This is a genomic window from Listeria swaminathanii, assembly GCF_014229645.1.
Taxonomy (GTDB): Bacteria; Bacillota; Bacilli; order Lactobacillales; family Listeriaceae; genus Listeria; species Listeria swaminathanii.
On record NZ_JAATOD010000004.1, the window covers coordinates 76,298 to 100,533 of the forward strand.

Below are 24,236 nucleotides of genomic sequence, written 5' to 3' on the forward strand. Positions count from 1 at the left end.
ATACGTATGGGTTCATTAAATGTTAGTATTGTTACTCCAGACGGCCCTGTTTATGAAGGCGTTGCTCAAATGGTTATTGCTAGAACAAAAGCAGGTGAACTCGGTATTTTACCTGGCCATGTTCCACTAGTCGCTCCACTTAAAATCGACATCGTTCGTTTAAAAGTAGAGTCTGGTGAGGAATGGGTCGCTGTCAATGGTGGCTTTATGGAAGTAAACGGTGAAGAAGTTAATATTCTCGCGGATACTGCTGAACGCGAACAAGATATCGATATTGATCGCGCTGAAAAGGCAAAAGAACGCGCAGAAGACGAACTTAGCCGAGCAAAAGAACAAAAAGTGGACGAAGTAATGGCTCAACTAGCGCTACAAAGGGCTATCAACAGAATTCACGCAAAAGAACATAATTAATAATCTTTCACTTCCTGGTATTCGTGCCAGGAAGTTTTTTTATATACTCATAAGTGTATTAACTGTTTTTTCCTAGCTGTATTTGTTAAAATGAATAGTAGCGAAATATGAGGAGCGAACACATGTATAATATTATTATGGAATCACCATATGTCATCATCATTTCACATTTACTATTTATTGTTATTACTTTCTGGGCATTACAAGCTATTAACTATGAAAAATTCATCAAGAAAAATCATGTAACACAAGCTAGATTATTATTTGTAATCATTTCAATAGTCTTAGGTTATACATTAAGCAACTTTTTCTTGGATTATTTAGCAGCCTCAAAACAGTTAATTAATTTTTTTGGTTAATAAAGTACTATAATAGTAAAAAATTAATAGAAGTTTATAACAACTTTAATATTACGTTAAAATCAGTTGATATTATAGGGTGATAAGTGGTAGAATTACTAAGATATGTTTTAATTTAAATTTTGATTAATAAAATTCGATAAATGATTTAGTTATTAGTAACGCGGAGGGGTTCTTTTTGGAAAAAATTATTGTACGCGGTGGAAAACAGTTAAATGGTTCTGTGAAAATGGAAGGTGCCAAAAATGCTGTATTACCGGTAATAGCTGCTACATTACTTGCGAGTAAAGGTACTAGCGTATTAAAAAATGTCCCAAATTTGTCTGATGTATTCACAATTAATGAGGTTCTTAAATATCTAAATGCAGACGTTTCTTTTGTAAATGATGAAGTAACAGTTGATGCAACAGGAGAAATTACTTCTGATGCACCTTTTGAGTACGTTCGTAAAATGCGTGCTTCTATTGTTGTAATGGGACCACTTTTAGCTCGTACTGGTTCTGCACGTGTAGCTTTACCAGGTGGATGTGCAATTGGTTCAAGACCTGTTGATTTACATTTAAAAGGTTTCGAAGCAATGGGTGCAGTAGTGAAAATTGAAAATGGTTATATTGAAGCAACTGCTGAAAAATTAGTAGGCGCTAAAGTATACTTAGACTTCCCTAGTGTGGGAGCAACTCAAAATATTATGATGGCTGCAACTTTAGCAGAAGGTACAACAGTAATTGAAAACGTTGCTCGTGAACCTGAAATTGTTGATTTAGCCAATTTCCTTAATCAAATGGGTGCTAGAGTTATTGGTGCGGGAACAGAAGTCATTAGAATTGAAGGAGTTAAAGAACTAACTGCTACTGAACATTCTATTATTCCTGACCGTATTGAAGCTGGAACATTCATGATTGCCGCTGCGATTACAGGCGGAAATGTTTTAATTGAAGATGCAGTTCCTGAACATATTAGTTCATTAATTGCTAAACTTGAAGAAATGGGCGTTCAAATCATTGAAGAAGATAACGGTATTCGTGTTATCGGTCCTGACAAATTAAAAGCTGTGGATGTTAAGACTATGCCACACCCAGGATTCCCAACTGATATGCAATCACAAATGATGGTAATTCAAATGTTGAGCGAAGGCACAAGCATTATGACAGAAACTGTCTTTGAAAATCGTTTCATGCATGTAGAAGAAATGCGCAGAATGAATGCTGATATGAAAATTGAAGGACATTCTGTTATTATTTCTGGTCCTGCTAAATTGCAAGGAGCAGAAGTTGCGGCAACAGATTTACGTGCAGCAGCAGCGCTTATCCTGGCTGGTCTAGTGGCGGATGGCTATACACAAGTGACTGAGTTGAAATACCTTGATCGCGGCTATAATAATTTCCACGGAAAACTACAAGCGCTTGGAGCGGATGTTGAACGTGTAGATGATTCCAAAATCGATGTAACAAACTTAGCTTCGTTATTCTAATTTCAAATGTTAAAAACCGTATCTTTTGGATGCGGTTTTTTTATTTATCGTAAAAAAACCACGTTGTTCTAAAATTTACATTCCAGCCTTCCATAAATTATGCTATAATTCAGAATGAGATGTAAAATTAGGTGTACACCACGAAAGGAGTTAAAGTATAAATGGCAAAAGATGTTGGTATCGATTTAGGTACAGCCAATGTATTAATTCATGTTAAAGGAAGAGGAATCGTTGTTAACGAACCTGCAGTTGTCGCTGTGAACAATAAGACAGGGCAAGTTCTAGCCGTTGGATCAGAAGCAAGAGATATGGTTGGTAGAACTCCGGGAGATATTACGGCAATTAAACCAATGAAAGATGGGGTTATTGCTGATTTTGATATTGTTCAAGAAATGCTGCGTTTCTTTATACAAAAACTAAATTTAAAAACCTTTTTTTCACGGCCACGTATTTTAATTTGTTGTCCAACGAATATTACTTCTGTCGAGCAAAAAGCAATTCGAGAAGTTGCTGAAAAAAGTGGTGGAAAGCAAGTATTCCTAGAAGAAGAACCTAAAGTTGCAGCTATTGGTGCTGGAATGGATATTTTCGAGCCTTCTGGTAATATGATTATTGACATTGGTGGAGGTACTGCGGACGTTGCTGTTTTATCCATGGGTGATATCGTAACTAGTCAATCAGTAAAAGTTGCTGGTAATAAATGGGATGCAGATATTTTAAACTATGTGAAACGTAAATATAACGTACTTATTGGTGAAAGAACTGCTGAAAATATTAAAGTTACAATCGGTACTGCTAGTCAAGGCGCTAAAGAAGAAAAAATGGAAATTCGTGGTAGAGATTTAGTGAGTGGTTTACCTAAAACAATTTCGATTACAAGTTCTGAAGTAGAAGAAGCTATCCATGATTCATTACACCTAATGGTACTAGCTGCTAGACAAGTTCTGGAACAAACACCTCCTGAGCTTTCAGCGGATATTATTGATAGAGGAATCATCATGACTGGTGGCGGATCGTTACTACATGGTTTAGACGAGTTAATGTCCGAGCAATTAAAGGTTCCAGTTTTAATTACAGAGAATCCTTTAGATGTAGTAGCACTTGGTACTGGCATTTTACTTGACTCACTTACAAATAAAAAACGTAATAAATTCTAAAGTTGAATTTGGGGGATGTATATGTTAGATATTAAAAAAATCAAAGAAATCTTACCTCATCGTTATCCATTTTTATTAGTAGATAGAGTTATTTCTGTTGAAGAAGGAAAAAAAGTTACTGCTATAAAGAATGTAACGGTAAATGAAGAATTCTTTAACGGACATTTTCCGGAGTACCCGGTAATGCCGGGCGTACTAATAGTAGAAGCACTAGCACAAACAAGTGGAATTGCAATGATGCAAAGTGAAGCAAACAAAGGAAAGATTGGCTTATTTGCTGGAATTGATGGCTGTCGTTTTAAACGTCAAGTTGTCCCAGGAGATCAACTATTACTTGAAGCTGAAATTACTCGTATGAGAGGCGCAATCGCAAAAGCAAAAGTGAAAGCAACAGTTGAAGGCGATTTGGTTTGTGAAGCTGAAATTATGTTTGCTCTATCTGATTTACCTAAATAAAAAGATTGGCACTGAAGCCCAAATGGGTTTTAGTGCTTTTTTCATGTTCTCAGAATAGCATGGTTTTAAAAAGGTTACAAAGTACTAAAATGACATTTCCGGGTAAATTACCCCCATGAAACAGTGTTTTTCTATTAGGAGAAAATGGCCTTTTGTGTGAGTTAGACCTAGTGAAAATGCAGTTTTAGCAATTTTACAAAGAAAATTTTATCCAATATAATCGCTATACACCAAAAGAAAGAGGCGATTATATGATTAATCAAGTAACTTTAGTAGGACGGTTAACGAAGGAACCAGAATTAAAATGGACTACAGAAGATAGAGCTGTGTTGAATTTAACCCTTGCTTTGAATCGGTTTGGCAAAAATAAACGAGTAGAAAGTGATGCTGATTTTATTCAATGTGTTATTTGGGGAAAAAGGGCAGAAGCAACAGCAGAATTTTGTAGCAAGGGACAATTAGTAGGTATTGTTGGGGAATTACAATCGCGTAATTATTTAAATAAAGAGGAGCAAAAAATCTATATTACGGAGGTTTTAGTACATCAGATTAGGTATTTATCAAGTAGAAATAAAGATGAAAGTATAGTTAATATCCTTCAAGAAGAAGAGGAATGATGTAATACTTTGTTATAAAGGGCTCTATTTTATGGCGGGTTTTCAAAAAACTGAGTGAAAAAGCGGTGAATATGAATGATTTTAGCTTGTGTTTGTAATGGAAAAAATTTCCAATTCTGGTCGATGAAGAAATTTAGTTCACTATTTTAACTATATTTAAGTTTATCTATGAATGGCTAGAACGCAACAGCAAGCTAGGATAGGGAGAATTCCCTCTAAAACAGAACCAAGATAAATAAAAATCAGACAATAAAGGCAATTTACAAATATTGCAGGAAAACCGATACTAATAGAAGCTGTGTCATACATGCTTAATTTTTTAGTAACCAAGCTGCTAATTTCATATGGTACGATTATCCTCGAAAGTTATCAAGGAGGGAAAATAAGTACATGAAAAAAACAGTAGTAGCCATTGCGGCTGGTTTAATTATTGCAGGATCTGGTTCAACTCAAGCTTTTGCGGCTGAGTATAAAGTGCAAGATGGTGATTCACTTTGGAAAATATCAAATGAAAATAATGTTTCTATAAAACAATTGAAAGAAGACAACAATTTGAGTTCTAATTTGATTTTTCCAAATCAAACACTACAAGTAAATAGTGGAAAAGAAAAATCCACTGCGCCTACAAGTAATTCTAAATACACGGTAGTCTCTGGAGATACTCTTAGTCATATCGCTTTAGATTATGGGGTAACAGTTAACCAACTAAAATCATGGAATAATCTTTCTTCTGATTTAATTTTAGTCGGCCAAAAATTATCTGTTGGTAGTAACGCAGTAGCTAGCGAAAATAATTCAACAGCAGATAATTCGAATAATAAAGTTACAGAACAACCAAAAGAAGAAAAAGCAGCACCAACAACTCAAAAATCAACTTCATCTAACGAAGCATCGTCCAATAGCTCTTCTAACTCTTCATCAGCGCAAGGAAATGTTTCGAAAGAGATAACAGTAACTGCAACTGCATATAGCAAAGCAGAGCCTGGTTTGAGCCATATGACAGCAACTGGGATTGATTTGAATGACAATCCACGTGTTATTGCAGTCGATCCATCTGTAATTCCTTTAGGATCAAAAGTTTATGTTGAAGGATACGGACAAGCGATTGCAGCTGATACTGGTGGTGCGATTAAAGGAAATAAAATTGATGTACATTTAAACTCAGTGCAAGAAGTTAACAACTGGGGTGTAAAACAAGTTAAAGTACAAATTTTAGATTAATTTGATCCCTGTATAAAAAAAGACTGTAAGTGGCATAATGCTATTTACAGTCTTTTTTGTAGATTAAAAATAGGAAGCGCCCTTATTTTATGATAAACTTATACATAATAAAGTTTTTTAGGAGATACATATGAAAAAGCAGGAAATTTCAATTTTAAATATACCTTTTTATAATACAACGCAAGCAGGATTTGTGGAGGAGTTGTATAAAGCTGCGCAAAATGAGGAGCGGCGATTTGTGGTTACAGCTAATCCGGAAATTGTTATGCATGCTCGGACAGATAAAGAATTTGAAGCGATTTTGCGACAGGCTGATTATATTGTACCCGATGGTATTGGGATTATAATGGCTTCTGAAAAGCTTGGCGATCCTCTAAAAGAACGCGTGACTGGTTATGATACGATGGTCGGTTTATTGAAAAAGCCTCTGCGGTGTTATTTTTTAGGGGCAAAACCTGAAGTGAGCCGAGCGGTTGAAGCGAACGTACGAGAAAAGTATCCAGAAGCAGTTGTTTGTGGCGTTCATCACGGTTATTTTGATGCACTAGAAAGTGAAGAAATCGCTAAGGAAATACTTGCGGCACAACCAGATGTTATTTTTGTTGCATTAGGTTCTCCTGCTCAAGAAAAATGGATTTTGTCACAGTTGAGCAATTTTACTAAAGGAATTTTTATTGGTGTAGGAGGAAGCTTTGATGTTTTAACGGATAATGTGAAGCGCGCACCGAAAATTTGGATAAAATTGAGATTAGAATGGGTATACCGATTGCTTTCTAATCCTTCTAGATGGAGACGTTTTTTCGCAATACCTCAATTTATGCTTGTTATTCGCAAAGAGCGCAAGCGTTTGAAAAAGGGTGAGTAAATGTATTTTCGAAAGGCAAGGCTAATTCATGCAGAACTGCCGCTCGTTGCCCCGTTTAAAACTAGTTATGGCGAACTAAAAAGTAAGGATTTTTATATTGTTGAGTTAGTGAGCGAGGATGGGATTTGCGGATACGGGGAGTTGGAAGCTTTTCCGATACCTGATTATACGGAAGAGACGTTAGATACTGCTATTTTGATTGTTAAACAGCATTTGCTTCCGCTACTCGCACAAAAAGAAATTCATACCCCGGAAGAAGTCAATCAGTTGTTTGGGTGGATTCAAGGCAATGAAATGGCAAAAGCGGCTGTGGAACTGGCTGTTTGGGATGCTTTTGCAAAGCGTGAGAAGCGTTCGTTGGCCAAAATGATTGGAGCAACAAAGGATTCGATCGCTGTTGGTGTTAGCGTTGGTTTACAACAAGATGTCGAGGCGTTGGTTCAATTAATTGGTCGTTATGTGGATGAAGGCTATGAAAGAGTGAAATTAAAAATCGCACCACATAAAGATATTCAATTTATAGAGGCTGTGCGCAAAAAATTTCCAAATCTAAGCTTGATGGCAGATGCGAATTCAGCGTATAATAGAGAAGATTTCTCCTTGCTAAAGGAATTAGATCAATATAATTTAGAAATGATTGAGCAGCCATTTGGAACAAAAGATTTCGTGGATCACGCTTGGTTACAAGCAAAATTAAAGACGCGAATTTGTTTGGATGAAAATATTCGGTCGCTAGATGATGTGAAACAAGCTCATATGTTAGGTAGCTGCCAGGCGGTTAATTTAAAATTAGCACGTGTTGGAGGTATGTCCGAGGCGCTCAAGATAGTGAAGTATTGTAAGGATAATGATTTGCTTGTCTGGTGTGGTGGCATGCTCGAAGCTGGGATTGGTAGAGCACATAATATTGCCTTAGCCGCTCGGGATGAATTCACTTTTCCGGGAGATATTTCTGCATCAAATCGTTATTTCAATGAAGATATTGTTTCACCAGCATTTGCGTTGATTCAAGGAAAACTTAATGTGCCGGTCAATCCAGGTATTGGAGTGACTTTAAATTTAAACGTTTTACAAAAATACACTAAGTCAACAGAAGAAATTTTGCTAGATAAAGGATGGAGCTGAAAAAACATTGCTAATATGGAGTATATTGATTAGCTTTGCTGTTGGTATCATTATGGTACCGATAATTAGGAAATTTGCCTTCCGAATTAATGCGGTTGATACACCGCGGGAAAGGCATAAACATACGAAAACAACAGCCACTTTAGGTGGATTAGCTATTTTTATAAGTTTTTCAGTAGGGATGCTTTTGGCGCCAATTGATAAGTCTGGTTTTATGCCAATTTATTTTGGTGCTTTAATTATTATCACTACAGGTTTTATTGATGACATTTTTGATTTGTCGCCAAAATGGAAAATGGTCGGACAGATTTTAGCTGCTCTATGCGTGACTGTTTGGGGAGATATTACCATTAATTTTATTAACGTTCCTTTTTATGGGCAAGTAGATTTTGGCTATTTTGCGATCCCGTTATCGATTATTTGGATTGTGGCAATTGTAAATGCATTAAACTTAATTGATGGATTAGATGGTCTCGCGGGTGGTATTTCTATTATCGCTTTAATGACGATTGCTGGCATGGCTTTGCTTTTAAAAGATGCTTTTGTTGCTCCGGTTGCGCTTATTCTGGCGGCAGCAGTTGCGGCATTCTTAATCTATAATTTCCCTCCAGCCAGTATTTTTATGGGGGATACGGGAGCGCTGTTTCTCGGTTATATGATTGCTGTTTTATCTTTAATGGGCTTTAAAAATGTCACTTTTATTTCGTTGTTAGTGCCACTTATTATTCTTGGAGTGCCTTTATCAGATACTTTTTTTGCGATTGTAAGGAGATTAAAAGAGCGAATGCCGATTTCTTCAGCAGATAGGTCGCATATTCACCATAGGCTAATGGCGCTTGGGTTTACAGAGAAACAAACTGTGCTATTAATTTATTGCATGGCACTACTATTTTCGATGACAGGATTTGTCTTTTCGTTCTCTACAGCTTGGGGAGCGATGCTATTACTTTTATTATTAATCTTTAGTATAGAAATTATTGTTGAATTTATTGGGCTAATTGGCGAAGATTATCGGCCAATCCTTAACTTACTACAAAAAATACATCGAAAACGGAAATAAAAAAACCAACAACTAATTATTAGTTGTTGGTTTTTGTTTTAGTTAGAACTACTTGTTTTGCTAGAACTTTCATCGGCATATGGTGTTGCGCCAGGGAATGGTTGTTTAATTCCAAGTTCATCAGCAAATTCATTGGAGATACTTTGGACAGAGCTTTCATTAAGTTTGTAATAATAAATGCCGTCCATTGGGTTGCTGTCCCCTTTTAAGTTGAGGGATTTAATGTCGATTGTGTTAGTCATTCCAAATTTTGCGATAGAGAGCATTTGATTGAAAGTTAAGTTGGTTTTCATGTTATCGCCAACAACTTCAATGATATCGGAATATTTACTTACAGAAGAAACAGATGTTGCTTCACTTACGATAGATTTAATGATTAATTGTTGACGTTTACCACGTTCGATATCGCTATCGATATGTCTAGTACGTGCTAGTGCTAAGGCTTGTTCTGCATTAAGGTGTTGTTGGCCTTTTTTCAGTGTGATTGCATTAGCGTTGTCTTTAGAATCTTGTTCAGTGAAGTTAACTGGAACATCTACATCGATACCATCTAGAGCATCGATAATTTTAAGGAATGCATCAAAGTCGAAACGAACATAATAATCGATTGGAATTTTGAATTCTTCTTCTACAGTTTTCATAGTAAGTTCTGGGCCGCCGTAAGCATGTGCTGCATTGATTTTAGTGTACTTATCAATATCTTTAGCGGAATCTTCAATATGAACATAGGAATCACGAGGGATACTTGTCATTTCTACACGCGCATCTTTAACATTAAATGTTGCTAAGATTAGTGAGTCGCTTCGGGGATTCCCGTTGGCAGCTCGTGTCGTGCTTGTATCAACGCCGATAATTAAAATAGAAAAACTATCTTTTATAGGTTCAACGTCATTTGTTCGAAGGGTGGAAGCTTTTCCGTTCCTTACGTTATCATAAGAGTTATCTGCTGCGAGTTTCGTCTTGCTAAAAAGGTAAGTGCCATATCCGACACCTGCAAGTACTAAACACATCACAGGAATTAGGATCCAGAATAAAATTTTTCTTCTACGTTTGTATTTCTTGCTGCTTCTTCGGCTATCATCAGTGCCTTTACTCATATATTAATTCTCCTTATAGTCACTTTTCTAAGTTTTATTGTATCATTTGTTGAACTAAAGAATGTTACGTCCGATTTACGGTTTCTTTAATTTTTAAACTTTGATGTTATTATACAGAAATTATTTGAAAAAAAATACAAAAAAGATGATATCTTTCAAAAATGTAATATTTGTACTATTTCAGTAGCATTTGATAATTACTGATTTCACAAATTTTACCAGAATGTAGATCTAATTCTTGCCCAGTTGTACTTAGCTCAAAACCAAGCTTTCTCAGTAGTTTTATAGAAGCAACATTTTCAGGAAGAACTTTTGCGGTAACCATTTTATATGGAAGATGTGGTTTTATTGTAATCAAAAAATGTGTCAAAATTTCAAACATAAAACCTTGGCGCCAATGACTTTTTGCGAGTTCGTATCCAATTTCGACTGTTTGGTTCTTTTTATTAATATCGTTAATTCCAAGGGAACCGATGGCATGAAAAGGGTCATTAGTGCTGAAAATAGTATATCTGCAAGCATTCGGCTCGTTTTCAATTGCTTGAATCATTTCCTCCGCTTGAAGGATGGTCGAGAACTTTTCGATGTTCATAAACTGAGCTACCTCATTGTCAGACCAAATATCAAACAAGGTAGTAGCATCTGCAAGTGATGTTTTTCTTAAAGTAGTTCGCTCTGTAGAAATAGTAGCTGGTAATTGGAAGAATATGTTTGTGGACATGCTAAGTGACATCCTTTTCTCTATATTTTTGTGGTCCTTCTTTATATTCAAGTTGGCCATTTGAAAGCTCGGTAATCCAGTGGGAAAAATCTTGCAGTTCATCGTTATCAACAAAGATATGAAGCACTACTTTTTCAGTGAATTCTTTATGGTCGATTTGATAAGCTTTTTGTTCAAGTGCATTTTCGATTTTCCCGAGCAATGGATAGGCGAAAGAGCATTCGACAATAGTGGCTAGTTTACATTCGACAATACCAATCGCTTGAATGGCTTCACTAACCGCACTACCATATGCGCGAACGAGTCCACCTGCACCTAGTTTAGTTCCGCCAAAATAACGAGTAACTACGACGGCAACATTTTTTAAGGATTTCTTTTTTAAAACTTCTAACATGGGAACGCCAGCTGTTCCGCTAGGTTCTCCGTCATCATGTGCTTTTTGAAATTGGTCATTTTCTCCTATTATATAGGCAGAACAATTATGGGTAGCATCGCGGTGCTCTTTTTTTATTGCTTGAATAAATGTTTGTGCTTCAATTTCTGTTGTAACTCGCTTAATATGGCAAATAAAGCGAGATTTTTCAATAATTATTTCGTGTTTTCCATCGCTATGAATGGTTAAATAATGATCCAACATAAGGAACCTCCATAAGTTGATGCATTCAGTCTGCTTTTATTTTATCCGAAAGCAAAGCGATTGTATAGATATTTTTCTAAGTGCGGTGGGTGAAGTGACGGCAAATTCGTGTTATAATAAAAACTACTATTACTTTAGACTGGTTTTCAATTGTATTTTATAGGCATATAGGAGTAATTTTCTGAGACTATGCAGTATAATCAAGGTAAGGTTTGTATTGAAAATAGGTAAGTTTGAGTAAATAGTACTTAAAAGAGAAATGTTTATTTGCCAATTTGATGGCAGGGACTATAAGGTTAAGCGGTTTTGCTACTTAAAAAAGGATGATGTTTTCGATTGCAAGAGGCTTGGTGAAATTAGATAAGTGAAGGAGGAGTAGTCATTATGGCACTCAAAATCATGATTGTAGATGATCATCAGTTGTTTCGCGAAGGTATCAAGCGAATTTTAGAGTTGGAAGATTCTTTTGAGGTCGTAGCGGAAGCTGAAAATGGTAAGAATATCGTAGCAAAAGTTCGCGAATATAAACCAGATATTGTTTTAATGGATATTAATATGCCAACTGTAAATGGGCTTGACGCAACAGAAATGCTAGTACGTCAATTTCCAAGTATTAAAGTAATCGTTTTGACTATTCATGATACAGATGAATACGTAACAGAAGCACTTAGAGCTGGAGCAGTAGGTTATTTATTAAAAGAAATGGATGCGCATGAACTTGTAGAAGCAGTTAAAATTGTAGATAATGGAGGCGCGTATATTCATCCACGTGTAGCGATTAAATTAATTCGCGAATACCGCCATTTAGCAAGCACGAACACTTCACAAGGCGTATACGGCTATCAACAACCAGAAGTCAAAATGCCACTGCACATCTTAACGCATAGAGAGTGTGAGGTATTGCAACTTCTTACCGATGGAAAAAGTAACCGCGGAATTGGGGAAACACTTTTCATTAGTGAAAAAACAGTGAAAAACCACGTAAGTAGTATTTTACAAAAAATGAAAGTGAATGATAGGACTCAAGCGGTGGTAACGGCAATTAAGCACGGCTGGGTATACATTCGCTAAAGAAATCTCAGGGGGACTATATGAACGAAAAAATAGCAGTGGTTACTGACAGCACAACTTATTTGCCAGATGAAGTGAAAGAGCAGCTACGAATTCATGTCGTGCCACTTTCTGTAATAATTGATGGGAAATCCTATCGTGAAGGTGAGGAGTTATCTGCGGCCGATTTTTACCAAAAAGTAAAGGAAGCTGAGAGTTTTCCAACATCTTCTCAACCTGCCCCAGGAGAATTCATTCAATTATTTGAATCGCTGAAGGAACAAGGTTTTGATACAGTAATCAGCATTCATTTATCAAGTGGTATTAGTGGTACTTTCCAAAATGCGGCTTCAGCGGGAGCGTTAATTGAGGGACTAAATGTAGTCGCTTATGATTCAGAGCTTTCTTGTATGGCGCAAGGAATGTTCGCGGTAAAAGCCGCTGAAATGGCTTTAGAGAACGAACCACTAGATAATATTATCCAAGAATTAGATAAAATAAAACAAGCGCAAAATGCTTATTTCATGGTAGATGATTTAAATAATTTGCAACGCGGTGGACGTTTGAACGGAGCACAAGCCTTAGTTGGTAGTTTGCTTCAAATCAAACCGATTCTTCATTTCAATGATAAACAAATCGTCTTATTTGAAAAAGTGAGAACGCAAAAGAAAGCATTAAAACGAATTGAAGATATTCTTCAAACGGCTATTCAAAACAAAACGGCAGAAAAAGCTTACGTCATTCACGGAAATGATCCAGAAAAAGGCGAAGCGTGGCTTGCACATTTAGAAGCGAAATTTCCAGAAGTAATATTCGAATTAAGCTACTTTGGTCCAGTTATCGGAACCCACTTAGGGGAAGGTGCACTTGGATTAACTTGGTCGATAAAATAAAGAATCTCCGGCTTTTTAGCTGGAGATTTTTTTCGTATAGAGCAAAATCGTTTTTTCACCAATTTAAGGTAGCAGAAACGCTGATTTTTCTCTAGGCGAAATCTATGTTTTACAAGTGTGAACATGCCTGAAAACACGAATTTCACTTCTGCAAGAAAAAGATAAATCGTGTATAACTAAAGGGAGGTGAAAGTAGATGGACATCTTCCCGGGAAGGCTATACCAAGCGCGTGAAATAGAGACCACAGAAGGACTAACAGAAATAGCGGCAATTTCAAAAAATAAATGCTTTCGCTGTGGCAATACAAACGTAAAATTATTTGGCAAAATGTCCTGCGCATTCTGCGAGAAAGATGCATGTATCTATTGTCGAAATTGCATTGTGATGGGCCGAGTAAATAGCTGCCAAAAATTATACTATCAACAAACGAAACGATTACCAAAAATCAAAGAACCTCTATTAAGATGGAGCGGGATTTTGTCACAAGGACAACGAAAAGCATCCGATGCGGTGGTTTCCAGTTTAATAGAAAAGAAGGATATGCTCTTATGGGCAGTCGCTGGATCTGGAAAAACAGAGATGATGTTTGAGGGGATGGACTGGGCTTTGCGACAAGGTTTTAGAATTTGCATTGCTTCTCCTAGAGTGGATGTTTGCTTAGAACTTCATCCGCGCTTACAAGAGGTTTTTCCGAAGAACCAAATAGTTTGTCTATATGGAGACTCCGACGATAAATACCAAGGCGAGCAGTTTGTAATAGCGACAACACATCAACTAATTCGTTTTTATGAAACGTTTCAAGTGATTTTTATCGATGAAGTGGATGCGTTCCCTTATGCCAAAGACCCTTTTTTAGAATATGCCGTAGGGAAAGCGCGAACTAAAGAAGGTTCTACGATAATAATTACTGCCACACCAGAAAAACAGTGGCAAGAAGAATGCGCAGAAGGAAAACGCAATTTCGTGAAAATCCCCGGACGCTATCATAGAAAGAAATTACCTGTCCCAAGAACTTGTTGGATTGGTCCATGGAAAAAGAATTTAGCGAAAGGAAAAATAACACCAAAACTAATTAAGTGGATTAAAAATGTGGAAATGAGAGACCAGCCAGCATTGATTTTCTTTCCAGAAATTGACGCGATGAACAAATTTGCAGATGCACTTGAAAATAATGGCTTCAGTAGACCGGTGACAGTGCATTCAGCTGATGAGTTGCGTAAAGAGAAGGTAGAGTGGTTGCGCGAAGGGAAGATTAGGCTGTTACTCACAACAACTATTTTAGAGCGAGGAGTTACTTTTACCGATGTGCAAGTAGCTGTGTTTGGAAGTGAAGGGCGTATTTTTACCGAGGCTGCGCTAGTTCAAATCTCCGGAAGGGCTGGGAGGAAACTTTCACATCCAACTGGAGATGTTTGTTTCTTTCATTATGGAAAGACTGCGGAAATGAAGCGAGCTATTACTCATATTCAAAAAATGAATCAGCAAGGAGTGGTTGAAGGGATGTTAGATGATTAGTTGTTTACTCTGTTCGCAGCCAGTTAAACAAACGGCAAGCTGGGAAATAAGCTGGTTATTCCAAAGTCCTCCTGTTTGTTGCGAAACTTGTTTAGCGGAATTCGAAAAATTAAGAGGCCCACTATGCACCATTTGCAGTAAAGAATCAGTAGAGCCCATTTGCGAAGATTGCCAAGATAGAACACATTTTTTAGATAGTAATAAATCAATATATCGCTACAATGATTTTGCTAAAGAATATATGAAACAATTTAAATTTCAAGGAGATTATGAAGTAGGAGCCATTTTCAAAAGGGAATTAAGGCAATATCTAGCGGAAAAAAAGCAGAAAATTATTCCAATTCCTGTAAGTGAAGCGCGGAAATTAGAACGCGGTTTTAACCAAACAACTGCGATATTAAAACAATCCGGTATCATATATGAAGAACTTTTAGCCAAAAGGCATACAGAAAAGCAATCTAAAAAAACTAAAAAAGAACGTTTAGCAGCCGAGCAGGTATTTTACTTTGTGGGAAAAGAGGCATGTGAGGAAACGGAAGTGCTTTTATTTGATGACATATATACAACTGGAAGTACTCTTAACTTAGCGGCACAAATATTAAAAGAAGCGGGAGTGGAAAAGGTAAGCGCTCTAACAATATTTAGATAGTCAATATTTATCTCCTAAAAGAGGTTTGCGGAAGCGGGATTAGTGGAATAAAATACTAAATAAAGATAAGTGAATGTATGCTTCTTAGCTCTTTGTGCAAATGTTTGCAAAACACATCGTTTTCACGTAGACTAAGGGTAAGAAGAATACTCTTCTTTATCGTTATTTTGTTTTATTTCAAAGGAGGAATTGCTATGCTTAAGTACAACATTCGTGGTGAAAATATTGAAGTAACAGAACCGATTCGAGATTACGTTGAAAAGAAAATCGATAAATTAGAACGATATTTTACAGAAACTCCAGACGCTAACGTTCATGTTAATTTAAAAGTATATTCCGATAAAAATGCGAAAGTTGAAGTGACCATTCCGCTCCCAAATCTTGTGCTACGTGCAGAAGAAACAAGTGGAGATTTATATGCTAGCATCGACTTAATTGTGGATAAATTAGAAAGACAAATTCGCAAACATAAAACAAAAGTAAACCGCAAGTTCCGTGATAAAGGCGCTGAAAGAGATTATTTTGCCTATTCAGATGTAAATGGTAGCACACCACCAGAAGAAAATGAAAGTGATTTTGATCTTGAAATTGTAAGAACAAAACAATTTTCATTGAAACCAATGGACAGTGAAGAAGCTGTTTTACAAATGAACTTGTTAGGGCACAGTTTCTACGTGTATACGGATGCGGAAACAAACGGTACGAATATTGTTTATTCACGTAAAGATGGCAAGTATGGTTTAATTGAAACAAACTAATTAAAAATAATAATTACAGGTGGGGGCCAATCTTGGCCTCCATTTTTTTACTTTCAGATGAAGAATTTATGGCATTTAGATAATTTTATTTACTAAAAAGAGATAACCAGTTGTATATTTTAGTTAATAAGTGATAGAATTAGTTTGTATATTTAAGCGAAGATAATTCCTGAAAGTTATTATAGATGAAACTGCGCGATGACAGCGAAACAGTAGAGGAGAATTTAAATGGCTGGACTATTGAAAAAGATTTTTGAATCAGGAAAAAAAGATGTTAAATATTTGGAGAGAAAAGCAGATGAAATTATTGCTTTAGCAGATGAAACTGCGGCTCTTTCGGATGATGCTCTACGTGAAAAAACAGTAGAGTTTAAAGAGCGTGTTCAAAATGGTGAAACGCTAGATGATTTATTGGTAGAAGCTTTTGCGGTTGCCAGAGAAGGTGCGAAACGTGCGCTAGGATTATATCCATTTAAAGTTCAATTAATGGGTGGAATTGTTCTACATGAAGGTAACATTGCGGAAATGAAAACTGGTGAAGGTAAAACGTTAACAGCGACACTTCCAGTTTATTTGAATGCACTTTCTGGTGAAGGTGTCCATGTTGTTACTGTCAATGAATACTTGGCTCACCGTGATGCGGAAGAAATGGGAGTTCTATATAATTTCCTTGGACTTTCTGTAGGCTTAAACTTAAATGCTTTATCTAGCACAGAAAAACGTGAAGCGTATGCATGTGACATTACGTATAGCACAAATAATGAATTAGGATTTGACTACTTACGTGATAATATGGTGGTTTACAAAGAAGAAATGGTACAACGCCCGCTATCATTTGCTGTTATTGATGAAGTCGATTCCATTTTAGTCGATGAAGCGAGAACACCGTTGATTATTTCTGGAGAAGCTGAAAAATCCACTATTCTCTATGTGCGCGCAAATACGTTTGTTCGTACACTTACAGAAGAGGAAGATTATACAGTTGATATTAAAACAAAATCTGTTCAGTTAACAGAAGAAGGTATGACAAAAGGGGAAAACTACTTTGATGTAGATAACCTTTTTGACTTAGAAAACACAGTTATCTTACACCATATCGCTCAAGCGTTGAAAGCTAACTACACAATGAGCTTGGACGTTGACTATGTTGCGCAAGATGATGAAGTGTTAATCGTTGACCAATTTACTGGTCGTATTATGAAAGGCCGTCGTTTCAGTGAAGGGTTACACCAAGCACTTGAAGCAAAAGAAGGCGTAACGATCCAAAACGAATCTAAAACAATGGCAACAATTACATTCCAAAACTATTTCCGTATGTATAAAAAACTTGCGGGGATGACTGGTACTGCAAAAACGGAAGAAGAAGAATTCCGTGATATTTATAATATGCGTGTTATTGAAATTCCAACAAACAAAGTGATTGTTAGGGATGACCGTCCAGATTTAATCTACACTACAATTGAAGCGAAATTTAATGCTGTGGTAGAAGATATTGCAGAGCGTCATGCGAAAGGACAACCAGTACTTGTTGGTACTGTTGCAATTGAAACATCTGAACTTATTTCTAGCAAATTAAAACGCAAAGGAATTAAGCATGATGTATTAAACGCGAAGCAACATGAACGCGAAGCTGATATCATTAAAAATGCTGGTGAACGTGGTGCGGTAACAATCGCAACCAATATGGCCGGTCGTGGTACGGATATTAAACTTGGTGAAGGTACGATTGAAGCTGGCGGTTTAGCCGTTATTGGTACGGAACGTCATGAATCTCGTCGTATTGATAATCAGTTGCGTGGTCGTTCTGGTCGTCAAGGGGATCCTGGTGTGACTCAATTTTATCTTTCTATGGAAGATGAACTGATGCGCCGCTTTGGTTCTGATAACATGAAGTCGATGATGGAACGTTTTGGTATGGCAGAAGATGCTATCCAAAGTAAAATGGTAAGTCGTGCAGTTGAATCAGCACAAAGACGTGTGGAAGGAAATAACTTTGATTCCCGGAAACAAGTTTTACAATATGATGATGTACTTCGCCAACAACGTGAAGTTATCTATAAACAACGCTATGAAGTAATTAACGCAGAAAACAGTTTACGCGAAATTATTGAACAAATGATTCAACGTACAGTGAACTTTATCGTTTCGGGCAATGCTTCAAGTCACGAACCTGAAGAAGCTTGGAACTTGCAAGGAATTGTTGATTATGTTGATGCGAACTTACTTCCAGAAGGCACAATCACATTAGCTGATTTACAAAATAGAACAAGCGAAGATATCCAAAATCTCATTTTAGAAAAAATAAAAATAGCATACGACGAAAAAGAAACGTTACTTCCTCCAGCAGAATTTAACGAATTCGAAAAAGTAGTACTGCTTCGTGTTGTTGATACTAAATGGGTTGATCATATTGATGCGATGGACCATTTACGTGATGGTATTCATCTACGCGCTTACGGTCAAATTGATCCGCTTCGTGAGTATCAATCAGAAGGTTTCGAGATGTTTGAAGCAATGGTATCTTCCATCGATGAAGACGTTGCGCGTTATATCATGAAAGCAGAAATTCGCCAAAACCTTGAACGCGAACAAGTTGCCAAAGGGGAAGCGATTAATCCTGCTGAAGGTAAGCCAGAAGCAAAACGTCAACCAGTCCGCAAAGATCAACATATTGGACGTAACGATCCATGTCCTTGTGGTAGCGGCAAAAAATATAAAAATTGTCATGGTAAAGAAGCATAGATTGAAACAATTTAAAAAGCGCCTGCAAGACGGCGCTTTTTGCTATGAAAGTTTGTAAGTAAATTCAAAAAAGGTGGAATTAGAATGGAATTAGCAGAAATTCGTAATGAACTAGAGAAAACAGCACAGCAAATCAAAGACTTTAGGGGGTCTCTTTGACTTAGACAGCATGGAAGTTCGAATTGCTGAGTTAGAAGACCAAATGTTGGATCCGAATTTTTGGAACGACCAACAAGCAGCGCAAAAAGTAATCAATGAATCCAATGGATATAAAGAAACATACCAAGCGTTCCATGCGCTAGAAGAAGAACAAGAAAGCATGGAAATTAGTCTGGAATTATTAAAAGAAGAAGCAGATGAAGATTTACAAGCAGAGCTAGAAAAAGATATTAAAGCCTACATGGCGACAATTAGCGAGTTTGAATTAAAACTAATGCTAAGCGATCCATATGATAAAAACAATGCCATTTTAGAACTTCATCCAGGTGCTGGTGGTACAGAATCACAAGACTGGGGCTCGATGTTACTCCGTATGTATCAACGCTGGTCAGAGAAAAAAGGCTTCAAAGTAGAAATGCTAGATTATCAAGCCGGAGACGAAGCAGGAATTAAGAGCGTTACACTTCTTATCAAAGGCCACAATGCGTATGGTTATTTAAAAGCAGAAAAAGGTGTACATCGCCTTGTCCGTATTTCGCCGTTTGACTCATCAGGTAGACGTCACACATCATTTGTATCCGTTGATGTAATGCCGGAATTAGATGATGATATCGAAATCGAAGTTCGTACAGAAGACTTGAAAATTGATACTTACCGCGCAACTGGTGCCGGTGGACAGCATATCAATACAACCGACTCCGCTGTTCGGATGACACATATTCCGTCTGGGATTGTCGTAACATGTCAATCAGAACGTTCACAACTTAAAAACCGTGAACAAGCAATGAAAATGTTAAAAACGAAGCTATATCAAAAAGAACAAGAAGAAAAAGAACGCGAGCTAGCAGAAATTCGTGGAGAACAAAAAGAAATTGGTTGGGGAAGCCAAATTCGTTCGTATGTTTTCCACCCTTACTCCATGGTGAAAGATCATCGCACAAGTTACGAAACCGGTAATATTCAAGCGGTAATGGATGGAGATTTAGACGACTTTATCAATGCATATTTGCGTTCTAGGATTGGATAAAACAGATGGCAAATAAAAGAAAGAAACAACCATTATCCCCATTTGTTTCTAAATTAATTGAGTATGTTTATGTCATTATTGGTGCAGCTCTAATTGCACTGGCTTTCAATGTTTTGCTTCTCCCAAATCATGTTGCTTCTGGCGGCGTGAGCGGGATAAGTACAATCATCAACTATTTAACGGGTTGGAACCCTGCTTTTATTCAGTGGGCATTTAATATTCCTTTATTTCTTGCTGGATTATTCTTTTTAGGGTATCAATTTGGTTTGAAAACATTCGTTGGCACAATGCTTCTGCCATTCTTTGTGTATTTAACGCAAGGTTTAGAACCGTGGACACATGAACCACTAGTTGCTGCTTTATTTGGCGGCGTACTCGTTGGAATGGGACTCGGCATCGTTTTTCGAGGCAAAGCATCCACTGGCGGTACCGACGTAGCTGCACAAATTTTGCATAAATACTCCCATTTAACATTGGGAATTTGTGTGGCTTTAATTGACGGATTTGTCGTTATTTCTGCGATGTTTGTTTTTGATATTGAATCAGGACTGTATGCACTTGTTGGGCTTTTTGCTACAAGTAAAACGATTGATTTGGTACAAGTTGGCCTTAATCAGTCGAAAACAGTTTTTATCATTTCGGAAAATCAGGAAGCTATTCGCCAAGCAATTCTGTTTAAAATCGATCGCGGTATTACGCGCCTTTCTGCAAAAGGTGGATATACAGAAGATGACAAGCAAATTTTGTTATGTGTCATCGCCCAAAGTGAATTTTCAAGATTAAAAGAAGTAATAAAAGAAATTGATCCAGAGGCTTTTGTTGTCGTAATGAGCGCCAGCGAAGTAATGGGTGAAGGTTTTACGTCATGAAAAAGTGCTATTTCCTAACTTTTTAGTCAGGAAATGGCACTTTTTTTAAGTTTTTAGGGCTGGTTTTTGACAATTATATGACAAAAAAGTTTAGCCTAGTAGTAGACTTTGGGCTATTTTAGTTGAATTGGTCTATTCCGGTAGCGCGAACTGTAATGATTTTTAATGTGCCTGTAATGTTATTTAGGGTAAAAACAAGTTACAATGTTAGCAGTAGAAAAGACCAACGAGGGTTCTTTTTTATTTTGTCTCAATTGGGACAAAACTAAAAGCAAATATAAATTAGAAATTGACGTAATAATTGTATTTCCTATTACAATAATCGAGATATTGTCACACCCTGAAATATAATTGTAATGCAATTAACCTATAGATGAAAAACTGTCATGGTATAATTAAGCTTATGTTGTGAGTTTAGATTCGTACCTGCAAACAGCTCATCTTCATGGTTACCATGCATTACCTAAAATGTAACTCAGTAGAAAGGCATAGTAAGGTGATAAAATGATATTAATGGAAGATGTTTATAAGAAATACCCTAACGGCATAACTGCTGCTAATGGACTTAACATTAACATTGGCGAAGGGGAATTTGTTTATGTAGTAGGTCCGAGTGGTGCTGGTAAATCTACCTTCATCAAAATGATTTACAGAGAAGAACGAGCGACAAAAGGCAAAATCGTCGTAGACAAATTTGATTTGGTTAATATGAAAAATCGTGAAATCCCATATCTGCGTCGTAACGTAGGCGTGGTATTCCAAGATTACAAATTACTCCAAAGCAAAACAGTTTATGAAAACATTGCTTATGCGATGGAAGTGGTTGAAACTGAGCCATCCATAATTAAAGAACGTGTTATGGAAGTGCTTGATTTAGTCAACCTCAAGCATAAAGTAAGAATGTTGCCGGATGAACTTTCCGGTGGTGAGCAACAGCGGATATCCATTGCCCGCTCGATTGCCAATATGCCTAAAGTATTAATAGCAGATGAACCGACCGGTAACCTGGATCCTGATACTTCATGGGAAATCATGAACATCCTTGAAGAAATAAGCAATCGCGGAACAACCATCGTGATGGCAACCCACAACAAAGAAATTGTTAACACATTGAAACACCGGGTAGTCGCTATCGAGAATGGAAGAATTGTTCGAGATGAGCAGCAAGGAGAATATGGCTATGAAATTTAGGACTGTAGGAAGACATATAAGAGAAAGTTTTAAGAGCCTTTACCGGAATGGTTGGATGACCTTTGCAGCAGCGAGTGCAGTAACAGTAACACTTATCTTAGTCAGCGTGTTTTTTGCAATATTGATCAACATGAACAAGCTTGCAACTGATGTAGAAAACAATGTACAAATTAACGTACATATTTCTCTAAGCGCAGACAAGAAACAGCAGCAAGAACTTGAGAAAAACATTGAGAAGATTGATGGAGTTGATAGTGTCAGCTTTTCTTCTAAAGATGATGAATTGAAGAAATTAGTTGGTGCGTACGGCAAAAACTTCGAATTGTTTAAACAAGATAATCCACTATATGACGTCTTCGTTGTAGAAGCTAAAGAGCCGACACAAACGAAGGAAATTGCTAAAAAAATAGAAAAATTACAGTACGTAGATAATGTAGAATATGGTGAGAAAACAGTCGACAAATTGTTTGATACCTTGAAATGGGGACGATATGCTGGTATTATACTAAGCATTGGCTTATTATTAACAGCAATGTTCTTAATATCAAACACAATCAAGATTGCCATTTTCTCCCGTCGTAGAGAAATAGAAATAATGAAATTAGTAGGGGCGACCAACTGGTTCATACGCTGGCCTTTCGTTTTAGAAGGAGCTTGGCTAGGATTAATTGGCTCGATTATACCAGTTGTATTAACATTCATAGGTTATGTGAATATTTACAACTTGATTAATCCGAAGTTAGTGACTAGCTCACTATCACTTCTGCCACCAACACCATTTGCCTATCAAATTAGTGGCTTGATTATTGCAATCGGCGTACTAATCGGGATTTGGGGAAGCGTAATATCTATCCGCAGATTCTTGAAAGTCTAACAAAGAAAATTACTTAAATCGAAATAAAAATAATCTAAAAGAAAAAGCTAGGGAGCTTTTTAGGAGGTAAACTTTTTGAAAAAGAATACGTTTATTGCGATCTCACTCGCAGCAGTTATCAGTTTAACACCGGCCTTTACCACAAATGTTTCTGCCGACGTGAATACAGACATTCAAAATCAAGATAAAAAAATCAACGACATCAAGTCTAAGAAAACAGATTTACAATCAGATCTTTCTGGTTTAGTAGCAGACCTTGAGAAAGCTCAAGAAAAAGCTAAATCTTTACAAGGAGATTTTGATCAAACTGGTAAAGAGCTTAAAAAACTTAATGAAGATATTAAAAGTATCAATGAACGTATTAAAGAACGCGAAACAGTTTTAAAAGACCGTGCTCGTGCAATGCAAAAAACTTCTAATTCTAACGCTTATCTTGAAGTAATCTTAGAAGCAGAAAACCTTTCCGACTTAGTTGGTCGTGTTTCTGCAGTTAACCAATTAGTTGAATCTGATAAAACTATTTTAGAAGATCAACAAAATGATGAAAAAGCTTTAAAAACAAAACAAACTGCTGTTAAGAAAAAACAAGAAGAACAAGCAACAGCAATTCATGAATACGAAACAGAACAAAATAAAATCGAAGCACAAAAAGCTGAAAAAGAAGCAATCGTTGCTCAACTAGCTTCTGAACAAGCAACAGCTGAAAACGAAAAAGCTGGTCTTGTAAATGCAGCAAAAGCAGCGTCTGAACGCGCAACTGCTTTACGTGCAGCAACATCTTCAAACGTTGGAGAATCAAATTCTTCTTCTAGCAAAAAAACTTCAACAACTGTAGAAGCAGCTAGTAACGATGCAGCACCAACAAATGTAGCACCATCAAGCGGTGGAGGATACTCCTCAATGATGGCTGCAGCAAGTGCGCAACTTGGAAAACCTTATAGCCTTGGAGCAAGCGGTCCAAGCGCGTTTGACTGCTCTGGATTTACTTCTTATGCATTCCGCGCAGCTGGCGTTTCTCTCCCAAGAACTTCTGGTGGACAATATGCAGCAGCTTCAAAAATCAGTGCTAGTCAAGCAAAACCTGGTGATTTAGTATTCTTTAACTACGGAAGCGGAATTGCTCACGTTGGAATTTACGTTGGTGGCGGTCAAATGATTAATGCGCAAAACAATGGCGTTAAATATGACAACATCACTAGCGGTTACTGGGCTAAATATCTTGTAGGATATGGCCGTGTAGCTAACTTCTAATAATTATTGAAAAGTTAAAAAGCACCTTTGTCATTTTAAACAAAGGTGCTTTTTTATATG

Annotated in this window: 24 protein-coding genes; 21 read left to right on the forward strand and 3 right to left on the reverse strand. The window is 36.9% G+C overall.

Annotated features, from left to right (window positions below):
- Positions 1–6: 6 nt before the first annotated feature.
- The 10 genes from HCX62_RS11640 to HCX62_RS11685 all read left to right on the forward strand — a co-directional run bounded on the left by HCX62_RS11640 (position 7) and on the right by HCX62_RS11685 (position 8,742).
- A complete protein-coding gene (locus tag HCX62_RS11640) occupies positions 7–411 on the forward strand; it encodes a F0F1 ATP synthase subunit epsilon (RefSeq protein WP_185639185.1) in 405 nt (134 codons plus the stop codon).
- 122 nt (positions 412–533) lie between these two features.
- A complete protein-coding gene (locus tag HCX62_RS11645) occupies positions 534–770 on the forward strand; it encodes a DUF1146 family protein (RefSeq protein ID WP_003729246.1) in 237 nt (78 codons plus the stop codon).
- A gap of 178 nt (positions 771–948) precedes the next feature.
- A complete protein-coding gene (murA, locus tag HCX62_RS11650; protein ID WP_185639186.1) occupies positions 949–2,241 on the forward strand; it encodes a UDP-N-acetylglucosamine 1-carboxyvinyltransferase in 1,293 nt (430 codons plus the stop codon).
- Between the two features lie 161 nt (positions 2,242–2,402).
- Positions 2,403–3,398, forward strand: a complete 996-nt coding sequence (gene mreB / locus HCX62_RS11655; protein ID WP_185392361.1) for a rod shape-determining protein MreB — start codon at positions 2,403–2,405, stop codon at positions 3,396–3,398.
- Between the two features lie 21 nt (positions 3,399–3,419).
- Complete coding sequence (gene fabZ, locus HCX62_RS11660) at positions 3,420–3,854, forward strand: 3-hydroxyacyl-ACP dehydratase FabZ (RefSeq protein ID WP_185639187.1); 435 nt, start codon at positions 3,420–3,422, stop codon at positions 3,852–3,854.
- 251 nt (positions 3,855–4,105) lie between these two features.
- Complete coding sequence (locus HCX62_RS11665) at positions 4,106–4,471, forward strand: single-stranded DNA-binding protein (RefSeq protein WP_185639188.1); 366 nt, start codon at positions 4,106–4,108, stop codon at positions 4,469–4,471.
- Between the two features lie 390 nt (positions 4,472–4,861).
- Positions 4,862–5,692, forward strand: coding sequence for a 3D domain-containing protein (locus HCX62_RS11670; RefSeq protein ID WP_185639189.1), 831 nt, complete (start codon positions 4,862–4,864; stop codon positions 5,690–5,692).
- 130 nt (positions 5,693–5,822) lie between these two features.
- On the forward strand, positions 5,823–6,557 hold the full coding sequence (locus HCX62_RS11675) for a WecB/TagA/CpsF family glycosyltransferase (RefSeq protein WP_185639190.1): 735 nt from the start codon (positions 5,823–5,825) through the stop codon (positions 6,555–6,557).
- The gene (gene menC, locus HCX62_RS11680) at positions 6,558–7,682 is read left to right on the forward strand and encodes an o-succinylbenzoate synthase (RefSeq protein WP_185639191.1); all 1,125 of its coding nucleotides are present in this window, start codon (positions 6,558–6,560) and stop codon (positions 7,680–7,682) included.
- Between the two features lie 7 nt (positions 7,683–7,689).
- The gene (locus HCX62_RS11685) at positions 7,690–8,742 is read left to right on the forward strand and encodes a glycosyltransferase family 4 protein (protein ID WP_185639192.1); all 1,053 of its coding nucleotides are present in this window, start codon (positions 7,690–7,692) and stop codon (positions 8,740–8,742) included.
- 38 nt (positions 8,743–8,780) lie between these two features.
- Here the strand turns inward: HCX62_RS11685 and HCX62_RS11690 are convergent, their stop codons facing one another.
- From HCX62_RS11690 to HCX62_RS11700, 3 genes are all read right to left on the reverse strand, one after another.
- Positions 8,781–9,839 (reverse strand): LCP family protein, encoded by a 1,059-nt coding sequence (locus HCX62_RS11690; protein WP_185639193.1) that lies wholly within the window; start codon positions 9,837–9,839, stop codon positions 8,781–8,783.
- A gap of 175 nt (positions 9,840–10,014) precedes the next feature.
- Entirely contained in the window at positions 10,015–10,560 is a 546-nt protein-coding gene (locus HCX62_RS11695) for a GNAT family N-acetyltransferase (protein ID WP_185639194.1), read from the reverse strand.
- A 1-nt stretch (position 10,561) separates the two neighbouring features.
- Positions 10,562–11,197: a YigZ family protein gene (locus tag HCX62_RS11700; RefSeq protein ID WP_185639195.1), complete on the reverse strand. Its 636-nt coding sequence runs from the start codon at positions 11,195–11,197 to the stop codon at positions 10,562–10,564.
- Positions 11,198–11,581: 384 nt separating this feature from the next.
- On the opposite strand from HCX62_RS11700, the gene degU reads away from it, so the two are divergent.
- From degU to HCX62_RS11755, 11 genes are all read left to right on the forward strand, one after another.
- On the forward strand, positions 11,582–12,268 hold the full coding sequence (degU, locus tag HCX62_RS11705) for a two-component system response regulator DegU (RefSeq protein ID WP_003722647.1): 687 nt from the start codon (positions 11,582–11,584) through the stop codon (positions 12,266–12,268).
- 20 nt (positions 12,269–12,288) lie between these two features.
- Positions 12,289–13,140, forward strand: coding sequence for a DegV family protein (locus HCX62_RS11710; RefSeq protein WP_185639196.1), 852 nt, complete (start codon positions 12,289–12,291; stop codon positions 13,138–13,140).
- A 196-nt stretch (positions 13,141–13,336) separates the two neighbouring features.
- Positions 13,337–14,656, forward strand: a complete 1,320-nt coding sequence (locus HCX62_RS11715; RefSeq protein ID WP_185639197.1) for an ATP-dependent helicase ComFA — start codon at positions 13,337–13,339, stop codon at positions 14,654–14,656.
- Positions 14,649–15,305, forward strand: coding sequence for a ComF family protein (locus tag HCX62_RS11720; RefSeq protein WP_185639198.1), 657 nt, complete (start codon positions 14,649–14,651; stop codon positions 15,303–15,305). Before HCX62_RS11715 ends, HCX62_RS11720 begins: the two co-directional genes overlap by 8 nt.
- Positions 15,306–15,499: 194 nt before the next feature.
- A complete protein-coding gene (hpf, locus tag HCX62_RS11725) occupies positions 15,500–16,063 on the forward strand; it encodes a ribosome hibernation-promoting factor, HPF/YfiA family (protein ID WP_003729232.1) in 564 nt (187 codons plus the stop codon).
- 228 nt (positions 16,064–16,291) lie between these two features.
- Positions 16,292–18,805 carry a preprotein translocase subunit SecA gene (gene secA, locus HCX62_RS11730; protein WP_185639199.1) on the forward strand — a complete coding sequence of 838 codons (2,514 nt, stop codon included), beginning with the start codon at positions 16,292–16,294 and terminating at the stop codon, positions 18,803–18,805.
- A gap of 84 nt (positions 18,806–18,889) precedes the next feature.
- Positions 18,890–19,991 (forward strand): peptide chain release factor 2 gene (gene prfB / locus HCX62_RS11735; RefSeq protein WP_185504624.1). Its coding sequence is split into 2 segments (ribosomal slippage): positions 18,890–18,961 and positions 18,963–19,991, totalling 1,101 coding nucleotides; the frame shifts between segments, so codons are not numbered across the junction.
- Between the two features lie 5 nt (positions 19,992–19,996).
- Entirely contained in the window at positions 19,997–20,860 is an 864-nt protein-coding gene (locus HCX62_RS11740; protein WP_185639200.1) for a YitT family protein, read from the forward strand.
- Positions 20,861–21,364: 504 nt separating this feature from the next.
- Positions 21,365–22,051, forward strand: coding sequence for a cell division ATP-binding protein FtsE (gene ftsE / locus HCX62_RS11745; RefSeq protein WP_185639201.1), 687 nt, complete (start codon positions 21,365–21,367; stop codon positions 22,049–22,051).
- Positions 22,041–22,925 (forward strand): permease-like cell division protein FtsX, encoded by an 885-nt coding sequence (ftsX, locus tag HCX62_RS11750; protein ID WP_185639202.1) that lies wholly within the window; start codon positions 22,041–22,043, stop codon positions 22,923–22,925. The genes ftsE and ftsX overlap by 11 nt, the downstream gene beginning before the upstream one ends.
- Positions 22,926–23,000: 75 nt before the next feature.
- Complete coding sequence (locus HCX62_RS11755) at positions 23,001–24,176, forward strand: C40 family peptidase (RefSeq protein ID WP_185639203.1); 1,176 nt, start codon at positions 23,001–23,003, stop codon at positions 24,174–24,176.
- Positions 24,177–24,236 lie beyond the last annotated feature (60 nt).